The 19211-nt window shown below is 46.0% G+C and carries 13 protein-coding genes; 6 read left to right on the top strand and 7 right to left on the bottom strand.

Going from position 1 to position 19211, the window contains the following annotated elements:
- Window positions 1–4: 4 nt before the first annotated feature.
- Genes GJS45_RS16525 through GJS45_RS16540 form a run of 4 tightly spaced genes read right to left on the bottom strand, consistent with a single transcriptional unit; the run spans window position 5 to window position 6525 of the window.
- A complete protein-coding gene (locus tag GJS45_RS16525; RefSeq protein ID WP_162342977.1) occupies window positions 5–1231 on the bottom strand; it encodes an ABC transporter permease in 1227 nt (408 codons plus the stop codon).
- Window positions 1228–1866 carry an ABC transporter ATP-binding protein gene (locus GJS45_RS16530; RefSeq protein ID WP_162342978.1) on the bottom strand — a complete coding sequence of 213 codons (639 nt, stop codon included), beginning with the start codon at window positions 1864–1866 and terminating at the stop codon, window positions 1228–1230. The genes GJS45_RS16525 and GJS45_RS16530 overlap by 4 nt, the downstream gene beginning before the upstream one ends.
- A gap of 6 nt (window positions 1867–1872) precedes the next feature.
- A complete protein-coding gene (locus GJS45_RS16535; RefSeq protein ID WP_162343155.1) occupies window positions 1873–3051 on the bottom strand; it encodes a hybrid sensor histidine kinase/response regulator in 1179 nt (392 codons plus the stop codon).
- Between the two features lie 42 nt (window positions 3052–3093).
- Window positions 3094–6525, bottom strand: a complete 3432-nt coding sequence (locus GJS45_RS16540; protein WP_162342979.1) for a sensor histidine kinase — start codon at window positions 6523–6525, stop codon at window positions 3094–3096.
- A 130-nt stretch (window positions 6526–6655) separates the two neighbouring features.
- Between GJS45_RS16540 and sucD the strand changes: the two genes are divergently transcribed.
- From sucD to GJS45_RS16565, 5 genes are all read left to right on the top strand, one after another.
- A complete protein-coding gene (gene sucD / locus GJS45_RS16545; protein ID WP_162342980.1) occupies window positions 6656–7537 on the top strand; it encodes a succinate--CoA ligase subunit alpha in 882 nt (293 codons plus the stop codon).
- Between the two features lie 332 nt (window positions 7538–7869).
- On the top strand, window positions 7870–9828 hold the full coding sequence (locus GJS45_RS16550; RefSeq protein WP_162342981.1) for a DUF1592 domain-containing protein: 1959 nt from the start codon (window positions 7870–7872) through the stop codon (window positions 9826–9828).
- Between the two features lie 52 nt (window positions 9829–9880).
- The gene (locus GJS45_RS16555) at window positions 9881–11269 is read left to right on the top strand and encodes a DUF1552 domain-containing protein (RefSeq protein WP_162342982.1); all 1389 of its coding nucleotides are present in this window, start codon (window positions 9881–9883) and stop codon (window positions 11267–11269) included.
- Window positions 11270–11340: 71 nt separating this feature from the next.
- Window positions 11341–12840, top strand: coding sequence for a c-type cytochrome domain-containing protein (locus GJS45_RS16560; RefSeq protein WP_235954819.1), 1500 nt, complete (start codon window positions 11341–11343; stop codon window positions 12838–12840).
- Window positions 12841–12889: 49 nt separating this feature from the next.
- Window positions 12890–14362 (top strand): PhoPQ-activated pathogenicity-related family protein, encoded by a 1473-nt coding sequence (locus tag GJS45_RS16565; protein ID WP_162342983.1) that lies wholly within the window; start codon window positions 12890–12892, stop codon window positions 14360–14362.
- Here GJS45_RS16565 and GJS45_RS16570 read toward each other — a convergent pair.
- Window positions 14359–16494: a pyrroloquinoline quinone-dependent dehydrogenase gene (locus GJS45_RS16570; RefSeq protein ID WP_162342984.1), complete on the bottom strand. Its 2136-nt coding sequence runs from the start codon at window positions 16492–16494 to the stop codon at window positions 14359–14361. The two genes, GJS45_RS16565 and GJS45_RS16570, sit on opposite strands and share 4 nt — an antisense overlap.
- Window positions 16495–16585: 91 nt before the next feature.
- Here GJS45_RS16570 and GJS45_RS16575 point away from each other — a divergent pair, with 91 nt between their 5' ends.
- The gene (locus GJS45_RS16575) at window positions 16586–17089 is read left to right on the top strand and encodes a SixA phosphatase family protein (RefSeq protein WP_162342985.1); all 504 of its coding nucleotides are present in this window, start codon (window positions 16586–16588) and stop codon (window positions 17087–17089) included.
- Here the strand turns inward: GJS45_RS16575 and GJS45_RS16580 are convergent.
- Both GJS45_RS16580 and GJS45_RS16585 read right to left on the bottom strand, forming a co-directional pair.
- Complete coding sequence (locus GJS45_RS16580) at window positions 17076–17807, bottom strand: SDR family NAD(P)-dependent oxidoreductase (RefSeq protein WP_162342986.1); 732 nt, start codon at window positions 17805–17807, stop codon at window positions 17076–17078. The genes GJS45_RS16575 and GJS45_RS16580 overlap by 14 nt on opposite strands.
- Before the next feature lie 28 nt (window positions 17808–17835).
- Window positions 17836–19206, bottom strand: coding sequence for an MATE family efflux transporter (locus tag GJS45_RS16585; RefSeq protein WP_162342987.1), 1371 nt, complete (start codon window positions 19204–19206; stop codon window positions 17836–17838).
- Window positions 19207–19211: the final 5 nt, after the last annotated feature.

A 19211-nucleotide genomic window follows, 5' to 3' on the forward strand; every position in this document is an offset into this window, starting at 1 on the left:
ATATTTACTTGGTTAACTGCGAGGCAATATCGGTTCGATACGCATTCCATGCTGGTATCAGTGAGGCCATCACCCCTACCACCAGGGCGTAGACAAGTATCCACCACTCCCTGCTAAGAAATACAGTAGCGGTAAGTCCGGACATTACCCCTTGTTCATTAAGCATAACCAAAACGAACAGAAAAAAGTGTCCGATCAGTATGCCAAATAAGGCCCCCAAAAAAGTAAGCATCAAACCCTCCAGAATTATCAGAAAAAACAGTTGCCCTTTAGATGCGCCAATGGCCCGCATAACGGCCAAGTCATATTTCCTTTCTTTCAAGGAATTGTACAAGGCAATAAATATTCCCAGCGCGGCAATAGAGACGATGACCAAAGCCAACCCTCTGATCAGGGAAATGCCCACTCCCAGCAGTTCAAATAGCCGGGAAATTTCAAAGGAGGGAGATGCCGCCTGCAAGGACGTTCGGCTGTTAACCATTCTGGGTAACTGAACGGCAGCGATAGGGTTTCTATATTGAACCAATAGAGTGGTGATTTCGCGGGTTTCCTCCGCAGAAATTTCAGGAAGGCCGGTTGTAGCCACCTCCTGCTCCATTTTATCGTGATCGTGTTCTTCATCATGGGAATACCATACTGATTCGATGCTGGTCAGAATCAACTGATCCACCACGTTTCCCCCGGATGCCAAGACTCCCACCACTTTATAGGGATGTTCGTCGTGTTCGTGGCTGGCTGCGGCTATCCCATGAGATCCCACAAAGGTGTCTCCGACCTCCAATTCCAATTTTTCCGCTACCACATTGCCTATCACCACGTCAAAAGGCCGCAGCCAGGCATCGCCACTGGCAAATTCGGTTTCGTACAATTTCAGGTAATCGTGGTTGGTTCCCACTATCCGGTATCCCTGGTAGTTGTCTCCCAATCCCATGGGAATGGTGTTTTTAATTAACCGGTTGGCAGAAAGCTGGTCGGCTTCATCAAGGGGGATATTTCCGGTGGGAAAATCGATATGATATACCGATGAAAGTACTAATTGCAAGGGACTGCCTTTGGCTCCAACCACCAGGTCAATACCGGCAGCATCCCGGTTCATTTTGTTTTCAAACTGATCCTGAATCAGGATCAGGACCGTAATGATAGAAAGTCCCAGGGCCAGTAGAAGGATGTTCAATCCCGTATTCCAGGGCTTTACCATCAGATATTTCCAGCCAAGCTTAAACATGTTCATAAGTCCTTCCGCGTAATGGTTATGCGTTGTTCTATTTGATCTTTAATCCGCTGGTCGTGGGTGACGATAAGCAGGGCGGCATTGAGTTTAGCAGCCTGTTCTTTCAGAAGATTGACTACTATATTGGCATTCTCATCGTCCAGACTAGCCGTGGGCTCGTCTGCAAGAATAATTTTCGGTTCATTTACCAGTGCCCTGGCGATGGACACCCGCTGGGCCTCTCCTTCACTTAGCGTTTCAATAGTAGCACGTTTCTTATCCAAAATATCCAGCTCCTCCAGAAAATGATCCACCCGCGAGGGGGAGGATTTGTTCACAAAAAACCGAGGCAGGGAAATGTTTTCTTCTACGGTAAGGGGAGCTAGAATATGGGGTTTTTGGAAAATAATGCCAATATGTTTGCCGCGAAACGTATCCCGTTCATTTCCCTTCAGCGAATAAAGCGACACCCCGTCAATAAAGACCTGCCCCTGGTGAGGAGCCAGCAAGCCGCCCATGATGTTTAGCAGGGTGGTTTTTCCACTGCCCGATTTTCCAAGCACCAATAAGGCTTCACCGCCTTTAATGGTAAAATCCGGAATTAAGAATGTCTGGTCTTTATGGTAGGCAAATTGAATGGAATCAACCGATATCATTTCTGCTTATTTTTTTGCCGGAATTTCGATTTTAAACTCCGTTCCTTTATTGATTTTGCTTGTAAAGCTGATTTTACCTCCGATTACTTCGATGCATTTTTTTACGATGGAGAGCCCCAGCCCGGATCCTTCCCGGAGGCCCACGTTTTTTGCTCGGAAAAACCGGTCATACAACTGAGACTGTTCGGCATCGGAAATTCCTATTCCCTCATCCTTGATGTATAATTTCAACAAATCATCCTCATGATTTACCCTAAAGGTGACCGTTCCACCGTCTTTTGAATACTTTACTGCATTCGACAGCAGGTTTTCAAGTATTTGGTAGAGCAGATCCATGTCTGAAGTGATCATTTTTGGAAGTTTCTCAAAATTAGTGATGATCTTCACATCGTTTTCAACGCCTGCCTTAACCATGTCTACGACTTCATTTAAGAAAGCAGAGGTATAGATTCGGACTGGTTTGTAATTCATTTTATCCGCATCCGCCTTCCCGAAGAAGAGTACGCTGGTCAATAGACTATTGAGATTCCGAACCGAGTTTTCGATTTTGGAGGCATGTTTTACAATTTTCACCTTGAAAGGGTGGTCTTTTTCAGCATAAAGTTTTAATAACTGAGCCGAACTAAGAATGGAGGTGAGTGGTGTTTTAAAACCATGAGACACATTCTGAACGATCCGGGATTTTAATTCGCTCAATTCCCTTTCTTTTTCCAGCGCCTTTTGCAGTTCTTTATTGGCTTCGTTGAGATCAGCGGTCCGTTTTTTTACTTTTTCCTCCAGCTCATTGTTAAGGTTTTGGAGTTCCTTTTCTTTCTTATCCTTAAAAATGGCCAATTCGATCACCATGTTTAACTCCCGGATATTAAAAGGTTTGATTACATAAGCACTGGGATTGGTTACGGCCACCTTTTGCAGGGTTTCGGAATCCGAGCTTGCGGTCAGGTAAACGACCGGAATGTTGTATTTTTCATTGATGATTTCGGTGGTTTTTATCCCATCCAGTTTACCGGAAAGATTGATATCCATCATGACAATATCCGCCCGGTTATCTTTCAGGATCTCCAGTGCCATTTCCCCGGAATCAGCCATCCCGATGATCTGATGGTGGTTTTTTTCAAGGGCTTTTTTAAGTAAAAGTGCAGAAACAGTATCGTCTTCCGTAATTAATATTTTTAAGGAAAACATCCGTTCGGAATTAGTAAAATCACTCATTTCCATAAGATAGGTTTAGCTGTCGAGAGGTAAGAAAATTTTAACCAGGGTACCTTTACCCTTTTCACTTTCTATGTGAATGGTTCCATCCAGGCGTTCGACCAAATGCTTGGAAATGGCCAACCCTATCCCCGATCCCTCAAATTTACGGTTAAAACCTTTACTTTCCTGTTCAAAGGGGTAAAACAATTTGGATAGGTAGTCTTTACTCATTCCCACACCTTGATCCTGTACTTGAATGGCGAGCTGCTGGTCGATCTTCTCCACCCAAACCTGAATCGTGCCTTTCTCTGAATATTTAACCGAATTACCAACGATGTTATTTACAATAATTTCCAGGTATTTCCTTTCCACATTTCCATAAAATGGCTTGGTCGGAAACTTTGAAGTGACTAAGATACCTTTTTTTATCCCTGTAGATTTATGTTTTACCAAAATTTTTGAAATAAAATCGTTAATATTAGTATTTTCCAAGGTAAAATTCACCCGGTCTGATTCAATTTCAGACAGGTCCAGGATATTGGTCATCGTTTGAAGCAGGCGTTCGCCACTTTCCTTGATAATCTCCAGATGCCCGAGCAATTCCCCATCTTCCGACCTGCATTGCATGAGGTGTTCTGCGCTACCTAAAATACCATTTAAAGGAGTCCTTATTTCATGGCTCATGTTGGAAATAATATTGCTTTTTAGTTGACTGACCTCTTCGGCCTTATCTTTTGCGATCTTTAAGCCCTGTTCAAAGGCCTTTTTCCTGGAAATATCCCGGAATACGTTGATATAAAGGGGTTTGCCTTCAAAATCTTCCTTCATTCGGGAAATTAAAAGCTCGATCTCTTTCCTACCGCTCCGAAAGGGCATTTCAAGTTCCAGCGTTAAGCCCTTACCATCGATTTTTTGCAAATCTTCCCCTATCTTCTCCCGAACGTTGGGGTAGAATGCGGCATCAGAAAACAGATAAGTGATTCCATGGGCCTGTAGCTCCTTTTCCGAAACAGAAGCCATTTCACATAGGGTAGGGTTGGCTGCTATCACCCTCCCCCCCTGAACGGAGAGCACCAGACCGTCCTGAGAGTTATTCCAAACATTGCGAAACCGATCTTCCCGGTTGGCAATTTCCAAGGTTTTTTCGTTTAAGGTATGGCGTAACAAGCCTTGGTTCTTGGCCTGCCGGTATAAGGTGCTAATTCCATAGCCCAGCGCAATCAAAAAGGCAATAAGCAACAAAATAAACCAAAACTGAAGGTAAACCGGATAGTCTATTTGAAACTCCTTAGAATATATGGTTTCAGACTCAGGAAATCCAGCCAGGGATGCCTTAAGTGCCAATCTGTAATTACCGGGAGGAAGATTATTGAAATACAATTGATTCGTCCGGGGATTTTCCAATTTTTGCCATTCCGAATGAAATCCCTCTAGCAGGTAACTTACGATCAGATCGGGTGAATTGCTAAAACTAACCGCACCAAAAGAACAGGCAATGTTGTTGAGCCGATAGGGGATGTTGGGAAACTCCGTCTCCACCGGGTCCGGGTCCAATACGGAAACATTTTCCAGAAAAACCAACGGACCTGCAAGAGCTTCCTGGTCTTCCTCTGGATAATAAACTGATACACCGTTTTGGGTCCCTATCAGAATTCTTCCCTTGTCAGCCTGAACCAATGCTCCCCGTGCCACATCATTACCGATTAGCCCGGTGTTTTCGGTAAAAACCCGTACTTTATCCTCTTCCTGAACGATCACTCCTGAATCTGTCCCGAGCCAGATTTTTCCGTTCTCATCTTTCAAAATACTGTAAACAGGATGCTCAATGTCCTGACCTAAAATCGGAGCTGGTCTTAGTGAGTCATTTTGAAGGGAAAAGTAGCCATTTTCTGTCCCAACAAACAAGGTATCATTCGTCTCCAGAAAATCATACCCCTGAAGTTTCATCAGATTGGGAAAAATCTTTACTTCCTCGTTAGGTGCCGCGCCTCCCGACGCCAAAACAATCCATTTACCATCCTTCAAGCGGCCCAGCTTTCTAATAAAGCCAATACGTTCCCCGGAAGGAAATCCGATATCCCTCTCCTGTAGGGATGGGCCTGCGCCAGGAACAGGTAATTTTGCATGGTAAATACGCCCCTGACCAGCCACCCAAAGGTCGTCACCATCTGCCCAAACATAAGAAGCCAACTGATCATTCGGCAACGAAAAGAGCTCCATTTCCATGGTCTTGGAATTAAAAAAGCCTAATCCGTTTTCATAGGCTGAGAACCACACATTTCCCCTGGTATCTTTGCTAAAATTCAGAACCCTGTCCCGCCGATACGAGTTACTATCCTTGGAAATCAGGTGTGTTTTAACCGGGTCTCCTCCTCTCCACGCCTGAATGCCGTTTTCAAACCCTACCAGGTACTTCTGCCTATCATACATGATGGCTGCAGATATATCCGGACTGGGAACCCCGGTACGGCCATCAAAATTCTGAAACCGAGTGCTGGCCAGATTGGCCATTCCACGAAAAGTACCAATCCATATGATTCCTTCCCGATCCACCATGGCGGTATTTATTATTTTGATGCGGAGGTCATCGTATGCCGAAAGCACAAACCTCCGGCGCGTTTCCACGTTCAGCTGGATAAGTTGTGAATTATAAAAAAAGTAAACCTTTTCGTTTCTAACGAAAAGATCAAACCTGTCCTTTGGCCCTATCGGCACGCCTGGAGAAATTCGATATACCGTATCTGATTGTGAATAGGGGGTATTTCCGTTATACAGATTATTGCGGGTCAAGAAATAATAAGATTGATCCCGCGGCAGGTAAGCCATTTTTACCAGAGGATCGGCTTCCGAACCAAATGTCATCCGTGTCTCTGGCCGGAGACGATCCTTTTCAAAACGGTATACCCCCTTTTTGAAAAGAAATAAGGTGTCTGTTTCAGATACGAAATGGGAATAAAAATCACCCAAACCTTCGGTGTTCAGCACCCTGGGATCTTCCACTGGTTTTTTCTGGTAAACGATTTGACCATCCATCACCATAAAAACCTGCCGGTCTTCTTTCCTTCCGAGGGTAAAAAGGTTTATGGAACCGAAAAATGCCGTCGTATCTACCGGATCCAGCAATTTTTCAGGTTTCTCCCACGATTTCATGGTGTATTGATACACCGTAGGGCTTCCGCTCTGCTGGTACACCCAAACCTGCCCGTCTTCGTCTACCCAGATTTTCTGCTCGGAATCAAAGGAATTTTGGATGCTATCCGGCAGGAATTCTGACACAATTCCGTCAGAAAACTTCACCCCCTGGTTAGTAGCTACCCATATAAATCCTTTTTGATCCTGGGCTATGGAGTAAATTTGATGAGGGATTTCCCCGAAACCTCTTATCTGCTTATTAAACTTGAATGTTTGACCCAAGACCCAATGATGGGATAGCAGCAAGAAAACCAAGGTAAAGAATTTGTTCATACTTTGTCAAACTGTTGCTAAAAATATAAAAAGTTATTTATAGTCTAAATTAAAATGATATTGTTTGCCAATTCTTTTTGTGATCGCCCTTTATCTTCTATTTTTGTAGCGAAATAATTAAAGCAGACATATGAGTGTATTGGTAAATAAAAATTCTAAAGTCATCGTACAGGGGTTCACTGGCACGGAGGGTTCCTTTCATGCCCAGCAAATGATCGAATACGGAACCAACCTGGTAGGAGGAGTAACGCCCGGCAAAGGGGGAAGTACCCATTTGGGCAAGCCTGTGTTCAATACCGTAGAGGAAGCCGTTAAATCCAAAGGAGCGGATACGACGATCATTTTTGTTCCACCGGCATTTGCAGCGGATGCCATCATGGAAGCAGCGGATGCGGGGATTAAGGTAATCATTACGATTACAGAAGGTATTCCTGTCAAGGATATGATGAAAGCCAAACCCTATGTCAAAAAGAAAGGGGCCATTTTGGTAGGGCCTAATTGTCCAGGAGTCATAACTCCGGGAGAAGCAAAAGTTGGTATCATGCCGGGGTTTGTTTTTAAACCTGGAAGAGTAGGGGTGGTATCTAAATCCGGAACCCTGACTTACGAAGCTGCTGATCAAATCACGAAAGCAGGACTTGGCGTTTCTACCGCCATAGGCATTGGGGGAGACCCGATTATTGGTACCTCCACCAAAGAAGCCGTACAGATGCTAATGGAAGATCCCGAAACAGATGCCATCGTTATGATTGGTGAAATTGGTGGGAATTACGAAGCAGAAGCAGCCAAATGGATCAAAGAAAACGGAAACAAAAAACCAGTCGTGGGCTTTATTGCCGGTCAAACAGCCCCTCCCGGCCGAAGAATGGGCCATGCAGGAGCGATCATCGGTGGAAAAGATGATACGGCCATTGCCAAAATGCGCATTATGAAAGACAATGGCATCTATGTCGCGGAATCTCCTGCCGAAATCGGTGAAGTTATGGCTAAGGCGTTGGGCGTTGATGCCTGAATTCCTGATTCGAACCGTTAGTACCTGATAAAACATTTTAAAAGGAAACTCTAATTGAGTTTCCTTTTTTTTGGGCCATTTTACTTCAATACAAATAGGTCAAAAATGCCATCCTAGCTACCAGACAGGATTTCTTTAATTGCAAACCCACTTCCCCCCTTTTTTTCAGTTCGATACTCTTTCGCTCCTTTAGTCAAAAAAAGTTTCTCGTTTTCAAGGGCAGAAATATGCTTGAGGGACCATCTATCAAAATGTAATTGGAATTATTGATAATATTCATTTACTTTTAACTGATTTTTGATCAATATGCCCAAAGAACAACAACTTCACTGATGAAAGCTCCTATATGGCTTTTTTTATTTTGCCTGTTGGTTTCAGAAGGTCGCGCCCAGGAAACCCTGGATTACCCAACGGAAATCATCCCTGTTCTCCGGGATAATTGCTATACCTGCCATAATGTGGGCAACCCAAAGGGCGGGGTAAATCTGGAAAAGTACGAAGAAGAGGGAAGAATCGTCAAAGATGGTCAACTTTGGCTCAAAGTGGTGGATCAGGTAAAAACCAAAGAAATGCCTCCTTCCAATAAACCCGCCCTTAATGAAAATGAGTATCATGTTTTAGTAGAGGGGATCAACGGCATACTCCTCAAATCCTTGGAAAAGAAAACCCCCGGCAAGGTGGTCATCCGAAGACTCAGCCATACCGAGTACCATTACACCATATTGGACTTAATGGGTGTTTCGTACGATGCTGACGGACGTTTTCCTGCAGATGGCTCCGGTGGAGGCGGTTTTGACAATCAGGGCGGATCCTTATTTTTCACTCCGCTAAAAATGGAGCGATACTATGATGCTGCCGAAGAGATTGTATCCAGGACATTGGACGATCCGTTAAAATGGGCAAAACTGGTTCCGGATCGTTACCGACAAACTATCTGGCAACGATTTATCAATTGGTTGATGCCCAAATTTTCATCCGATTTTACGCCCCTCAATCCGCCTGAAAAAGCGGCCGAACGGGTTATTTTTCCGTTTGCCAGCAAGGCTTTCCGTCGGCTGATAAAGGTGGAGGAAAAGGAACACTTTCTGGACCTTTTTTCCAGGATATATGAATCCATGCCCGAAAAACCCGACCCGACTCGCTTCAACCAATCGGTGGCGGAGGTAGTTAAAGCCATTCTGATTTCCCCCTCTTTTTTGTACAAAATGGAAGAAGAGCCAACTGGGAATGAACCGGTTAAATTGGGAGATTTCGAACTGGCCAGCCGCCTATCCTATTTTTTGTGGTCTAGCATGCCGGACGACAGCCTGTTTCAACTCGCCGTCGCTGGCAAACTTCAGGATCAAAAGGTATTGGAAGGGCAGGTAAATCGGATGTTGGATGATCCCAAGGCCATTCGATTTTCGGAATCTTTCGTCAGCCAATGGCTGGGGATCACCAAATTAAAAGATCCGAACGCCCCGCTGGCAGATCAGGCAAAATTTCCGGGTTTTACACCGTCCATACGAGACGCCATGTTTCGGGAAACGACGGCTTTTTTTCACCATGTACTCACCGAAAGCAAGAATTTTCTAGACCTTATTAACAGCGACTATTCCATTCTGAACGAACCGCTGGCCAATTACTATGGAATTGAGGGCGTGAAGGGAAATGAATTCCAAAAAGTGATGCTGACCAATACCAACCGGGGTGGATTTTTGGGTATGGGAAGTGTACAAGCAGTCACTTCCCTACCGACACGCACCAGTCCGGTTCTGAGGGGAAAATGGGTCCTGGAAGAGATCTTGGGAACCTCTCCTCCTCCCCCTCCACCTGATGTGGCCGAACTTCCGGAAGACGAGCGTCTGCATGAAGATCTTGGGTTGAAAGCCTTGCTCGAAAAACACCGCTCAGATCCTGCCTGCCAATCCTGCCATGAAAAAATGGATCCGTTGGGATTGGGCCTGGAAAATTTTGACGCAGATGGAAAATGGCGAGAAAGTTATGGCAATACCCCTATCGATCCTTCGGGGGTTTTAGCTACTGGTGAAGCCTTTGAAGGTCCGGCGGAATTAAAAAAACTGCTGCTACAGGAAAAAGAAAAGTTTGCGCGTAATCTATCCAAAAAAGCACTATCCTTTGCCATAGGCCGGGGGATGACTTTTACGGATGAAATGGCCATCCGGGATTTGACTACCTCGCTAATGGAGCATCAGTTTAATCCGGATCAATTCATTGCCGAATTGGTTCATAGCTATCCGTTTCGAATGAAAATTAAGGATTTTCAAAAAAGAGTAAATGAAATCGATTGAAAAGTTTAAAAATAACTGACTTTAAGCGAAAAATATCCATAAATTACTGATTATGAATAAAAAGTGGCAAATTTCCAGAAGAAAAATGCTCAAAGGAGTAGGTGCTGCCATCGCTTTACCGTTTTTAGAGGCCATGGCTTCACCACTAAGCAGGGGAGGCAACTTCGGCAAGGATGGATTCCCTATTCGTTCCGCATTCATGTTTATGCCCAATGGAGTGCATCCGGGCAGGTGGACACCGGAGGGCATTGGAAGGGAGTTTATGCTTTCTCCTACGCTCTCTCCGCTAACCCACTTAAAGGACGATATTTTGATTCTGGGGCAACTTATGAATAAGCATTCCATTTTTCAGGGTGCGGATGGTCATTACGCCAAAACAGCCAACCTCTTAACCTGTTTGCCCATACAAAAAACCGCCGGAGACAACATCAATAGTGGAGGAATATCGGTGGATCAGATTCTTGCCAATCATTTTAAAAACGAAACCCTTTTTCCTTCATTAGAATACGGACTTGACCGGATCCAGACCGGAGTGGATATCAATGTAGGGTTTACCCGGCTATATGCCAGTAGCATATCATGGAAAAATGCTACCACTCCCCTTTCCAAGGAGATTGATCCTCGCCTGGCCTTTGACAGGTTATTCAAGTCCTTTGTCCCGGGTAATTCCTCCCAGGAAAACCCGCACAAGAGCAGCATTTTGGATGCTGTTTTACAGGATGCCAAATCATTAAAGAATAATCTAGGCCGTTCTGATCAGGATAAACTGGAAGAATACCTGGAATCCATCCGGTCCATCGAAAAAAGAGTCAATAACCCCTCCAACCTGAAGGATTTTGCCAGTAACATTACCCCCGACATTAAGAAAGAACTCGTACGTGTCAACCAGGATATTGACGAGTATGTAGAGGTATATGGAGGCGTAAATATTACCGAAAAAACCCGACTCATGTTTGACATCATGGCACTAGCCTTTTGGAGTGATGCCAGCCGGGTAGCCACTTTTATGTTTGGAAATTCGGTTAGCAATCGAAATTTCTCCTTTCTTGAGGGGGTGAGTGGTGCGCATCATTCCATCTCGCATCATATGAATCACCCGGAAAAAATGGAACAATATGACCGGATCACACGCTGGCACCTGGAACAATACGCCTACTTTTTGGACAAGTTAAAGGGAATAAAAGAAGGAGATGGAACCCTGCTGGATAACTCACTGGTAATGTTTGCTTCTGGACTACGGGATGGAAACCGGCATTCTCCCCGGAATTTGCCCATCGTTCTTGGTGGCCATGGGGGAAATAAAATCAAAACCGGCCGAAACCTGATTTATGAGGAAAACACCCCGTTGGCCAACTTGTACACCAGTTGGATGCAAACCGTAGGCCTGGAGCAGGAAACGTTTGCCGACAGCACCGGTCCACTTTCCAATATCATGGCCTGATAATTCATTGCTTTTTATGATCATTTCCGCACCATCAGCAGGAAAACAAGCCCTTGTTTGCAGGACTATTTATGAATAAAACGACACGGTTTAAATTAATCCAGGAAACCCCACTATCCTCATGGGTGCTGGTAGGAATCTCCATTCTAACCTTGATCCTTTATGTGATGCTTCTGCTGGTTCCCATTTCGTTGGACGAAGGAAATCCACTTTGGGTATTGCTGGGTAGGTTTCACCCATTGGTGCTTCATTTTCCAATCGTCCTGATTTTGTTGGTCACCGCCGGGATTATACTGGCCCAGCTAAAGCCGGGGATCATTGATTCCTCCCTTATCCGAGCCTTGCTGGGCGTGTCAGTGATAGCCGCTATGTTTGCTATAGGCGCCGGTTATGTTCTTTACCTATCAGAAGCCTATTCCGGGTCCTTGGTTAGCAATCATTTTTACGGAGCCCTGATTACCGGTTCCTGCCTCTCCATCAGTGCTATATGCTACGAGCTGCGCCCAATTTCCGGCAGATTAGCTACCGTGTTCTTCTTTGGTTTTCTCTTCCTGACCAATGCATCGCTGGCGTATACGAGCCACCTGGGCGGATCTTTGACCCACGGAGAAAGTTATTTATCGGAACCCATTGCGGCAATATTGCCTGCCAAAAAACCCAACAAAGCACCGGAAGACATGCTACTCTATTCAGATATCGTAGCTACCATCCTGGAAACCCGATGTGCTAATTGTCACAATGAAAACAAGTCCAAGGGAGATTTATTGCTCACGAGCCACTCCGCTATCCTTAAAGCAGGAAAAAGTGAAAACCCGGCAGTAATACCGGGAGATGCCAATGCCAGTGAATTGATGGTAAGAGTACTGCTGCCGGAAGAACACGACGATCGGATGCCTCCGGAAGGAAAACCCGGGTTAACAGAAAGCGAAATCAGCATTTTGCGATTTTGGATTGAGACAGGTGCCTCCGAAGAAATAACCAAAGGAGAAGTTCAGGAGAAATCCGTATTGGCAGAACTCGAGCAGATGATGCCTGAAATTCAGCAGGCACAATTTAAAATTCTGGAAGAAAAAGAGGCCTTCGAGGAAGCACTAAAAGCATTACAGGGTATGGCTTCGGAAATGGAAGTCGAAATCGTTCCCGATGAGCGAGCCAACGGGAAGTATTTTGGGCTGAAGATGAAATTTCCTCCTGCCCCCATAGGCAGCAGGGAACTTCAGGAATTTTCTGCCTACTTCCCCTATTTCTCCAGGGTTTCACTGGCTTCCAGTGCCATAACAGACGACGACCTTTATTATCTGGGAAAAATGACACAACTCCGGCGGCTGGTGTTGCAGAAAACAGCCATCAAAGGAAATGGTTTGCCTTATTTGAAGGATTTGCCTCTACTGGAAGAGCTTAACCTTTCCTTTACATCGCTGGATGATGCCAGTCTTTTACACCTGCTTTCTTTCCAAAGCCTTAAAAAGGTATACCTCTTTGGCACATCCCTGAACAATGAGGTTATCGAAGCGGTACAAAAACACCGTCCGAACCTGGAGCTAATTTTGGAAGAAGGTCCTTTTTACTGATGGTCTTTTTTTCGTTTTTTGGGTATTATAATCGATAAATTCAGACATTATGCGCGTATTTCATTTCTACCTTGCCAGCCCTTTCATTTCCCTGGCTTATCTGTTAGTTGCCTTTCTCTTATTTCAGTGCCAGTCTAAAACGGATACGGATGTCGCTGTTTCTTCGACCAAAGGTATTGATTTATTGAAAGCCTATGTTGCCGAAAACCAGAAGGAATTTGACTACGAATTGGTTCACGAAAGCCGGGGGGAGGCGTATACCTATTATGTACTGAAAATGACCTCTCAAAACTGGTTAGGTAAGGAAGCGGTAGAACCGGGTACCTGGTGGCACTGGGTGTCCTTTGTTATTCCGGACGATCTAAAATACGAGACCGCTTTAATGATCATCAGCGGGGGCAGCAGCGGTAGCGAATTACCCGAATCTCCGGACGAACTGATTTTGGAAGGGGCTTTGGCTACGGGTTCTCCGGTAATTAAAGTACACAACGTTCCATTTCAGCCAGTGCAATACAAAGGGGACAGTCTGGAGAAAAGAACAGAAGATGGGTTGATAGCCTACGGTTGGCGGGAATTTATGGAGCGGGGAGCTAGCGACGAAGATGCCATCTGGCTGGCCCGGTTTCCGATGACCGAAGCGGTGGTTTCGGCCATGGATGCGGTGGTGGCCTTTGCCGGCGAAAAACTGGACCTGGAGTTGAATGATTACGTGGTAGCGGGAGCATCCAAAAGAGGTTGGACTACCTGGACCACCGCAGCGGTAGATGACCGGGTAGTGGGTATGATACCCATTGTGATTGACATGCTGAATTTGAAACCTTCCTTTAAACATCACTGGCAAACGTACGGCTTCTGGGCTCCTGCGGTGAAGGATTATACCCGTGAAGGTATTTTCAATTGGATGGACAGCCGGGAATTTGATCGTTTGATGGAAATTGTAGAACCGTATCAATTCCTGGAAGAATACGAGGAAATACCTAAATTGTTGATCAACGCCACTGGCGATCAGTTTTTCCTGCCGGATAGCTGGAAATTTTACTGGGATGCGCTTCCCGGGGAAAAGCATCTGGCTTACATTCCCAATACCGGGCACTCTCTGGACGGTTCCGATGCCGTTCAGGTAATGCTCGGTTTTTATTCCCACATTTTGGCCGATCAAAAACGCCCTTCCTACGATTGGGAGGTGACTGACGAGACCATAGAGATCCGGACGGATCCGGAAAACCCACCGGTATCCATCAAATTATGGACGGCCAATAATCCCTCCAAAAGAGATTTCAGAATCGATGAACTGGGACCTGAATGGACGGCAATCACCATTCCACAGGAGGAAGACGGCACCTATCGGATACCCCTTGAAACACCGGAAAAGGGATGGACTGGCCATTTTGCGGAGATAATATACGCTGGAAACGCCCCGTTAAAATTTACTACCGGCGTAAAAATCCTTCCGGAGACCTATGCTCATGAGGCTTTTACCCCCAAAACACCCAAAGGCACACCGGTAGCAAACGAACCTTAATTTTCCAGACTGAACGCCAGGTAGTAATCTCCGGAGGAGGTGCCCATTTTACCCCCTCCTGCAGCAATTACAACGTATTGTTTGCCATTCACCGCATAGACTGCTGGTGTGGCGTATCCACCTGCGGGGAGCTTGTATTTCCAAAGCTCCTCACCCGTTTCTTTATCGAAGGCCCGGAAGTATTCGTCTTTTGAGGCACCGATGAAAACCAGCCCTCCCGCGGTCACTACAGGTCCTCCATAATTCTCCGTTCCTGTTTGAGGAATTCCCCTGGCCGTCAACTCGGGATATTCTCCCAAAGGCACCAACCAGGCAATTTGCCCCTTATTGAGGTCAATGGCGTTTAAGGTTCCCCAGGGAGGTTTGACCGCAGGATACCCCTCCTGATCAAAAAATCGGTTATATCCCGTCGTGGTATAGGGAACAGCCGAAAGATTGGAATCTTCGCCGATCGTATGCGCATCCTGATCTCCTTCTGGTTTCAACAGGTAATTGACCAAGGCTTCCCTGGTTTCCGGCTTGAGGTGCTGAAAAGCGGGCATCCTACCCTTTCCCTTACCAATAATACCGAGTATTTCGTTTTCATTTAAGCGCTGGCCGACTTCCATGAGCGAAGGAAACGTACCGGATGGATCTCCCTTTTTATCCAAACCATGACACATGCCACAATGAGTAAAATAGGCAGATTTACCTGGTGAAACTTTACCACCACTCGTGGGAACCATGGTCAATATCCAGGGCATTTCGTTGGCATTCACGTAAAGTAAACCTGTCTCCTCATCGTATGCGGCACCACCCCATTCTCCTCCTCCATCAAAGCCGGGGAAGATAACGGTACCCTCACTGCTGGGAGGCATAAAGGTATGGCCGAATTTCAGGCCCTGGATCTTCTCTCGAACATAAGCTTCTGATTCCGGAGAGATATCAGTGACCTCGGCCTCTGTAAAAACCTGCCTGGAAAATGGGGGCGGAACCTGAGGCAAAGGCTGCCTGGGCCATACTTCCTCTCCTTCAAGACTGGAGGGCGGTACTTCCACTTCCTTAATGGGATAAACCGGCTCCCCGGTCTCCCGGTCGAAAATAAAGACCCTTCCTGTTTTGGTAATTTGAGCCACTGCCTGTATGGTTTTACCTTCCTTTTCTATCGTAACCAGATTAGGGGGAGCGGGTAAATCCCGATCCCACACATCGTGTCTCACCGTTTGATAATGCCAGATACGCGCTCCGTTTTCGGCATTCAATGCCAGCAATGAATTAGCGAAAAGGTTTTCTCCCTTGCGATTTCCTCCCCAAAAATCAAATGCCGCAGATCCGGTGGGAATGTAGACAATACCAGTGGCTTCGTCCAGGCTCATCCCTGCCCAGCTATTAGCTCCTCCAGCCGACAAATAAGCATCTTCGGGCCAGGTGTCGTATCCATATTCCCCCGGTTTAGGAATGGTATGAAAAACCCAATCAATCTCTCCGCTAATCACGTCAAATGCACGTATGTAACCTGGTGCTGCATCGGAATTTTCGGATACCCGCGTCCCCAAGATCAATCTATTCTTATAAATAACCCCAGGGGTCGTTGAAATCACATAGCGATCCTGTGCCCAATCTCCCAGCCCTTTGGTCAGGGCTACTTTCCCCCCATCACCAAATCCAGCTATCAGTTGCCCCGTTTCCGGGTCAAGGGCAAATAGATACGGTCCTGCCGAATAAAAAAGCCGGGATTGCTGCTCCGAATTCCAATACATTAAGCCCCGGTTTACACTTCCTCCAATCTCAAAATCTTCGTGTGGATCAAATTCCCAAACGAGCTCACCGGTAGCAGCATCAACAGCAAACGCTTTCAGGCTGGGGCTGGTGCCGAAAAGAACCCCATCAATTACCAGGGGATTGCACTGAATCTGAGTGTTCCCCCTACCTGACAGGTCTCCCGTACGAAATTCCCAGGCTAGTCTCAGATTGCCTATATTTTCTTTGTTAATCTGGTCCAGAGACGAGTATTGGGAACTTCCCTTATTCCCCAGGTAGACTGGCCAATCGGCACCCGCTGCCTCTTGATCGTCAGAAATGGATTGGCAGGAACTTATCAGAAACCAACCCATTACCCAAAAGGCTGGCTTTCGTAAAATCAAAATATTCATTTAAATTAGGTTACTGGTTCCTGACAAATATATCATTTTTGACCAAAGGTACCTTGTAAAAGTTTTACGATAAAAAAGAACGGTACAACAAATGAAAAAATTACTTCTATGCCGCCATGCCAAATCCTCCTGGGACCATCCCTTACTAGCAGATCACCTACGCCCACTGGCAAAAAGAGGAGAAAGAGATGCTCCACGCATGGCTAAAAGGATGCATGCAAACCGGATAATCCCGGAAAAGATCCTTACCTCAAACGCTGTTCGCGCCGTTCAAACTGCCGAAAGCTACCTGGATGTATTCGTTAAGGAGGGACCGGAATTCGAAAAAACCCCCGGTCTCTATCATGCCTCTGCCAGGGCAATCCTGGAAAACATCCAACAAACTCCCGACCGGATAAAAACCCTCTTTGTATTTGGTCATAACCCTGGATTTACCGATTTGATAAACCAACTGGGGGAGGATTTGGAAAACCTTCCTACCGCAGCCGTTTTTGGGTTTTATTTCAAAACTGACCGCTGGATGAATATTCAATCCGGAAATGCTTCCTTCTGGCTCTACGATTTCCCGAAAAATAAGGATCCTAAAATTCCCTGACATCTTGCAGTACCGCTGGAAATTCCCGAAAGTGGTCCATCAAATAGATTACTTTTTTGGCAATATCTTCGGGTGAACTGAGGCTTCCCTCAGACTTGAAGGACTGAAATTTCTCCAGGTTACTGAAATTCTCTTTTCCGGCCGATCGGATGGTTTCCTGCATGGGCGTGTCAATGATTCCGGGGGACAGGGCATAAACGGTAAAGCCCCTTTTCTTTAAATCAGACTCTTCCTGAGCGATCAGCGTCATTTGATTCAAGGCCGCTTTGGAAGCGCTATAGCCTGACCAGCCATCCATTACCTTTCCGGCCGCTCCCGAACTTATATTGACAATCAATTTATCTCCCGGATATCGGTCGTATTTATTCATAAATGCATTCATTAACAGCGCAGGTGCGATCACATTTACCTTATGTATTTGGCTGATGGCATCCGGATCTATGTATCCGGTATGCGCAATATCCCCAATCCAGCCAGCATTATTGATCAGGCAAATTTTTTCAAAGGAACCCTCCGGAAATAGCGCCGCTTCGTTTTCCAAGATGGCGTCTGCGTCTGAAAGATCCAGGGTCAAACTATGAAAATTTCCTGCTGAGCTCACAGGAGTTCTGGCTACGCCTATGACCAAATTTTTCTTATCCCGGGCCAACCGTTCAGCCAATGCTTTACCGAGGCCTTTACTCGTTCCGGTAATAATGTAACAATGAGTAGCTTGCATAAACAATGTGAGGTTATAGGTTTCTGAATTATACAAATTCGGAAAGTTTGCTTTGCGATTGACGGTACAATCGCAAACTTAGGGAATGAAACCGGTAAATCAGCATGGCAGCAGTCAAGGTGAGGCCTGTCAAAAGCCCCGTCCAGATACCCAGTTCATTCCATCCCAGATGAAAGGACAGAAAATAACCCAGCGGCAATCCAATTACCCAATAGGCTACCAGGGTGACCAGCGTGGGGACTTTCACATCGGAAAGCCCTCTCAACGCACCAAGCCCTACTACCTGCAGGCCATCTGAAATTTGAAAGAAAGCAGCCACTACCAAAAGGCTAGCGGCCATTTCCACCACTCCCTGCTCCTCAATATACAAAAGAGGCAGGTAATTTCTGAATAGCAGAAAGGTCAATCCAAATAAAAGCATAAAAACCGCAACCATCCCGAAAATGGAAAAGCCGACTTGTCGCAGTTTTCCGATATCCCGCCTTCCCAGCTGATTGCCCACGCGAACCATGGCGGCCGCGGACAAGCCGGAAGCCATCATGTAACTAATGGATGCCAGATTAATGGCAATTTGATGGGCAGCCAGGGCGTTAACACCAATCCACCCCATCATGATGGCCGCCGTGCTAAACGCACCTACCTCAAATACGAATTGCAAACCCGTTGGGATGCCTATACGAAGCATTCGTTTTAGGATGGAAAAACGTAGATTTTTCAGACTAAAACCCATCAGAAAACGGGCATACCTTTCAGACCGGGTCACGTACAGGTAAATGGCCACTGCCATCAGGATGCGGGAAATCAGCGTGGCCCAGCCCGCACCATTCAGTCCCAACGCAGGAAAGCCCCAGTACCCGTATATTAACAACCAGTTTAAGCCCACATTGAATAAATTGAAAAAGACCGTAATGTACATAGCCTGTTTGGTCTGAGAGAGGCCTTCAATAAATTGCTTGTAGGTCTGAAAAAACATAAACGGAACCAGCGAAAAAGTTATGATCAACAGGTAAGGAATGGCCAACGTAACCACCTCCTCTGGCTGGCCCAACCACCTCAATCCTGGAGAGAGCCCTAAAATGACCAAAAACAGTACCAGAGAAGAAACGCCATTGATAACAAACCCATGGCTGAGAAACCGTCCGATTTTTCCTATTTTCCCTTCCCCATCCGCAGCTGCCACCATGGGCGTGACCGCCATGGAAATCCCTATTCCAAACATTAGCATCAGGAAAAAGATACTATTGGCGAGGGAGGCAGCTGCCAGGGGAATAGCACCCAGCCTCCCTACCATGATGTTATCTGCAACACCGACCATGACTTGCCCCAATTGACTTAGCATCACGGGATAGGCCAGGGAAAAGGTCGTACTAAAATCCGCTTTAAATTCCTGCAAACGCATCTGGT

Source organism: Cyclobacterium salsum (assembly GCF_010119245.1).
Lineage (GTDB): Bacteria > Bacteroidota > Bacteroidia > Cytophagales > Cyclobacteriaceae > Cyclobacterium > Cyclobacterium salsum.

What these genes read in the sequence shown, in the direction of transcription:
- GJS45_RS16525 (WP_162342977.1), bottom strand. Translation starts at nt 1,231, where the DNA reads ATGAACATGTTTAAGCTTGGCTGGAAATATCTGATGGTAAAGCCCTGG.
- GJS45_RS16530 (WP_162342978.1), bottom strand. Translation starts at nt 1,866, where the DNA reads ATGATATCGGTTGATTCCATTCAATTTGCCTACCATAAAGACCAGACA.
- GJS45_RS16535 (WP_162343155.1), bottom strand. Translation starts at nt 3,051, where the DNA reads ATGTTTTCCTTAAAAATATTAATTACGGAAGACGATACTGTTTCTGCA.
- GJS45_RS16540 (WP_162342979.1), bottom strand. Translation starts at nt 6,525, where the DNA reads ATGAACAAATTCTTTACCTTGGTTTTCTTGCTGCTATCCCATCATTGG.
- sucD (WP_162342980.1), top strand. Translation starts at nt 6,656, where the DNA reads ATGAGTGTATTGGTAAATAAAAATTCTAAAGTCATCGTACAGGGGTTC.
- GJS45_RS16550 (WP_162342981.1), top strand. Translation starts at nt 7,870, where the DNA reads ATGAAAGCTCCTATATGGCTTTTTTTATTTTGCCTGTTGGTTTCAGAA.
- GJS45_RS16555 (WP_162342982.1), top strand. Translation starts at nt 9,881, where the DNA reads ATGAATAAAAAGTGGCAAATTTCCAGAAGAAAAATGCTCAAAGGAGTA.
- GJS45_RS16560 (WP_235954819.1), top strand. Translation starts at nt 11,341, where the DNA reads ATGAATAAAACGACACGGTTTAAATTAATCCAGGAAACCCCACTATCC.
- GJS45_RS16565 (WP_162342983.1), top strand. Translation starts at nt 12,890, where the DNA reads ATGCGCGTATTTCATTTCTACCTTGCCAGCCCTTTCATTTCCCTGGCT.
- GJS45_RS16570 (WP_162342984.1), bottom strand. Translation starts at nt 16,494, where the DNA reads ATGAATATTTTGATTTTACGAAAGCCAGCCTTTTGGGTAATGGGTTGG.
- GJS45_RS16575 (WP_162342985.1), top strand. Translation starts at nt 16,586, where the DNA reads ATGAAAAAATTACTTCTATGCCGCCATGCCAAATCCTCCTGGGACCAT.
- GJS45_RS16580 (WP_162342986.1), bottom strand. Translation starts at nt 17,807, where the DNA reads ATGCAAGCTACTCATTGTTACATTATTACCGGAACGAGTAAAGGCCTC.
- GJS45_RS16585 (WP_162342987.1), bottom strand. Translation starts at nt 19,206, where the DNA reads ATGCGTTTGCAGGAATTTAAAGCGGATTTTAGTACGACCTTTTCCCTG.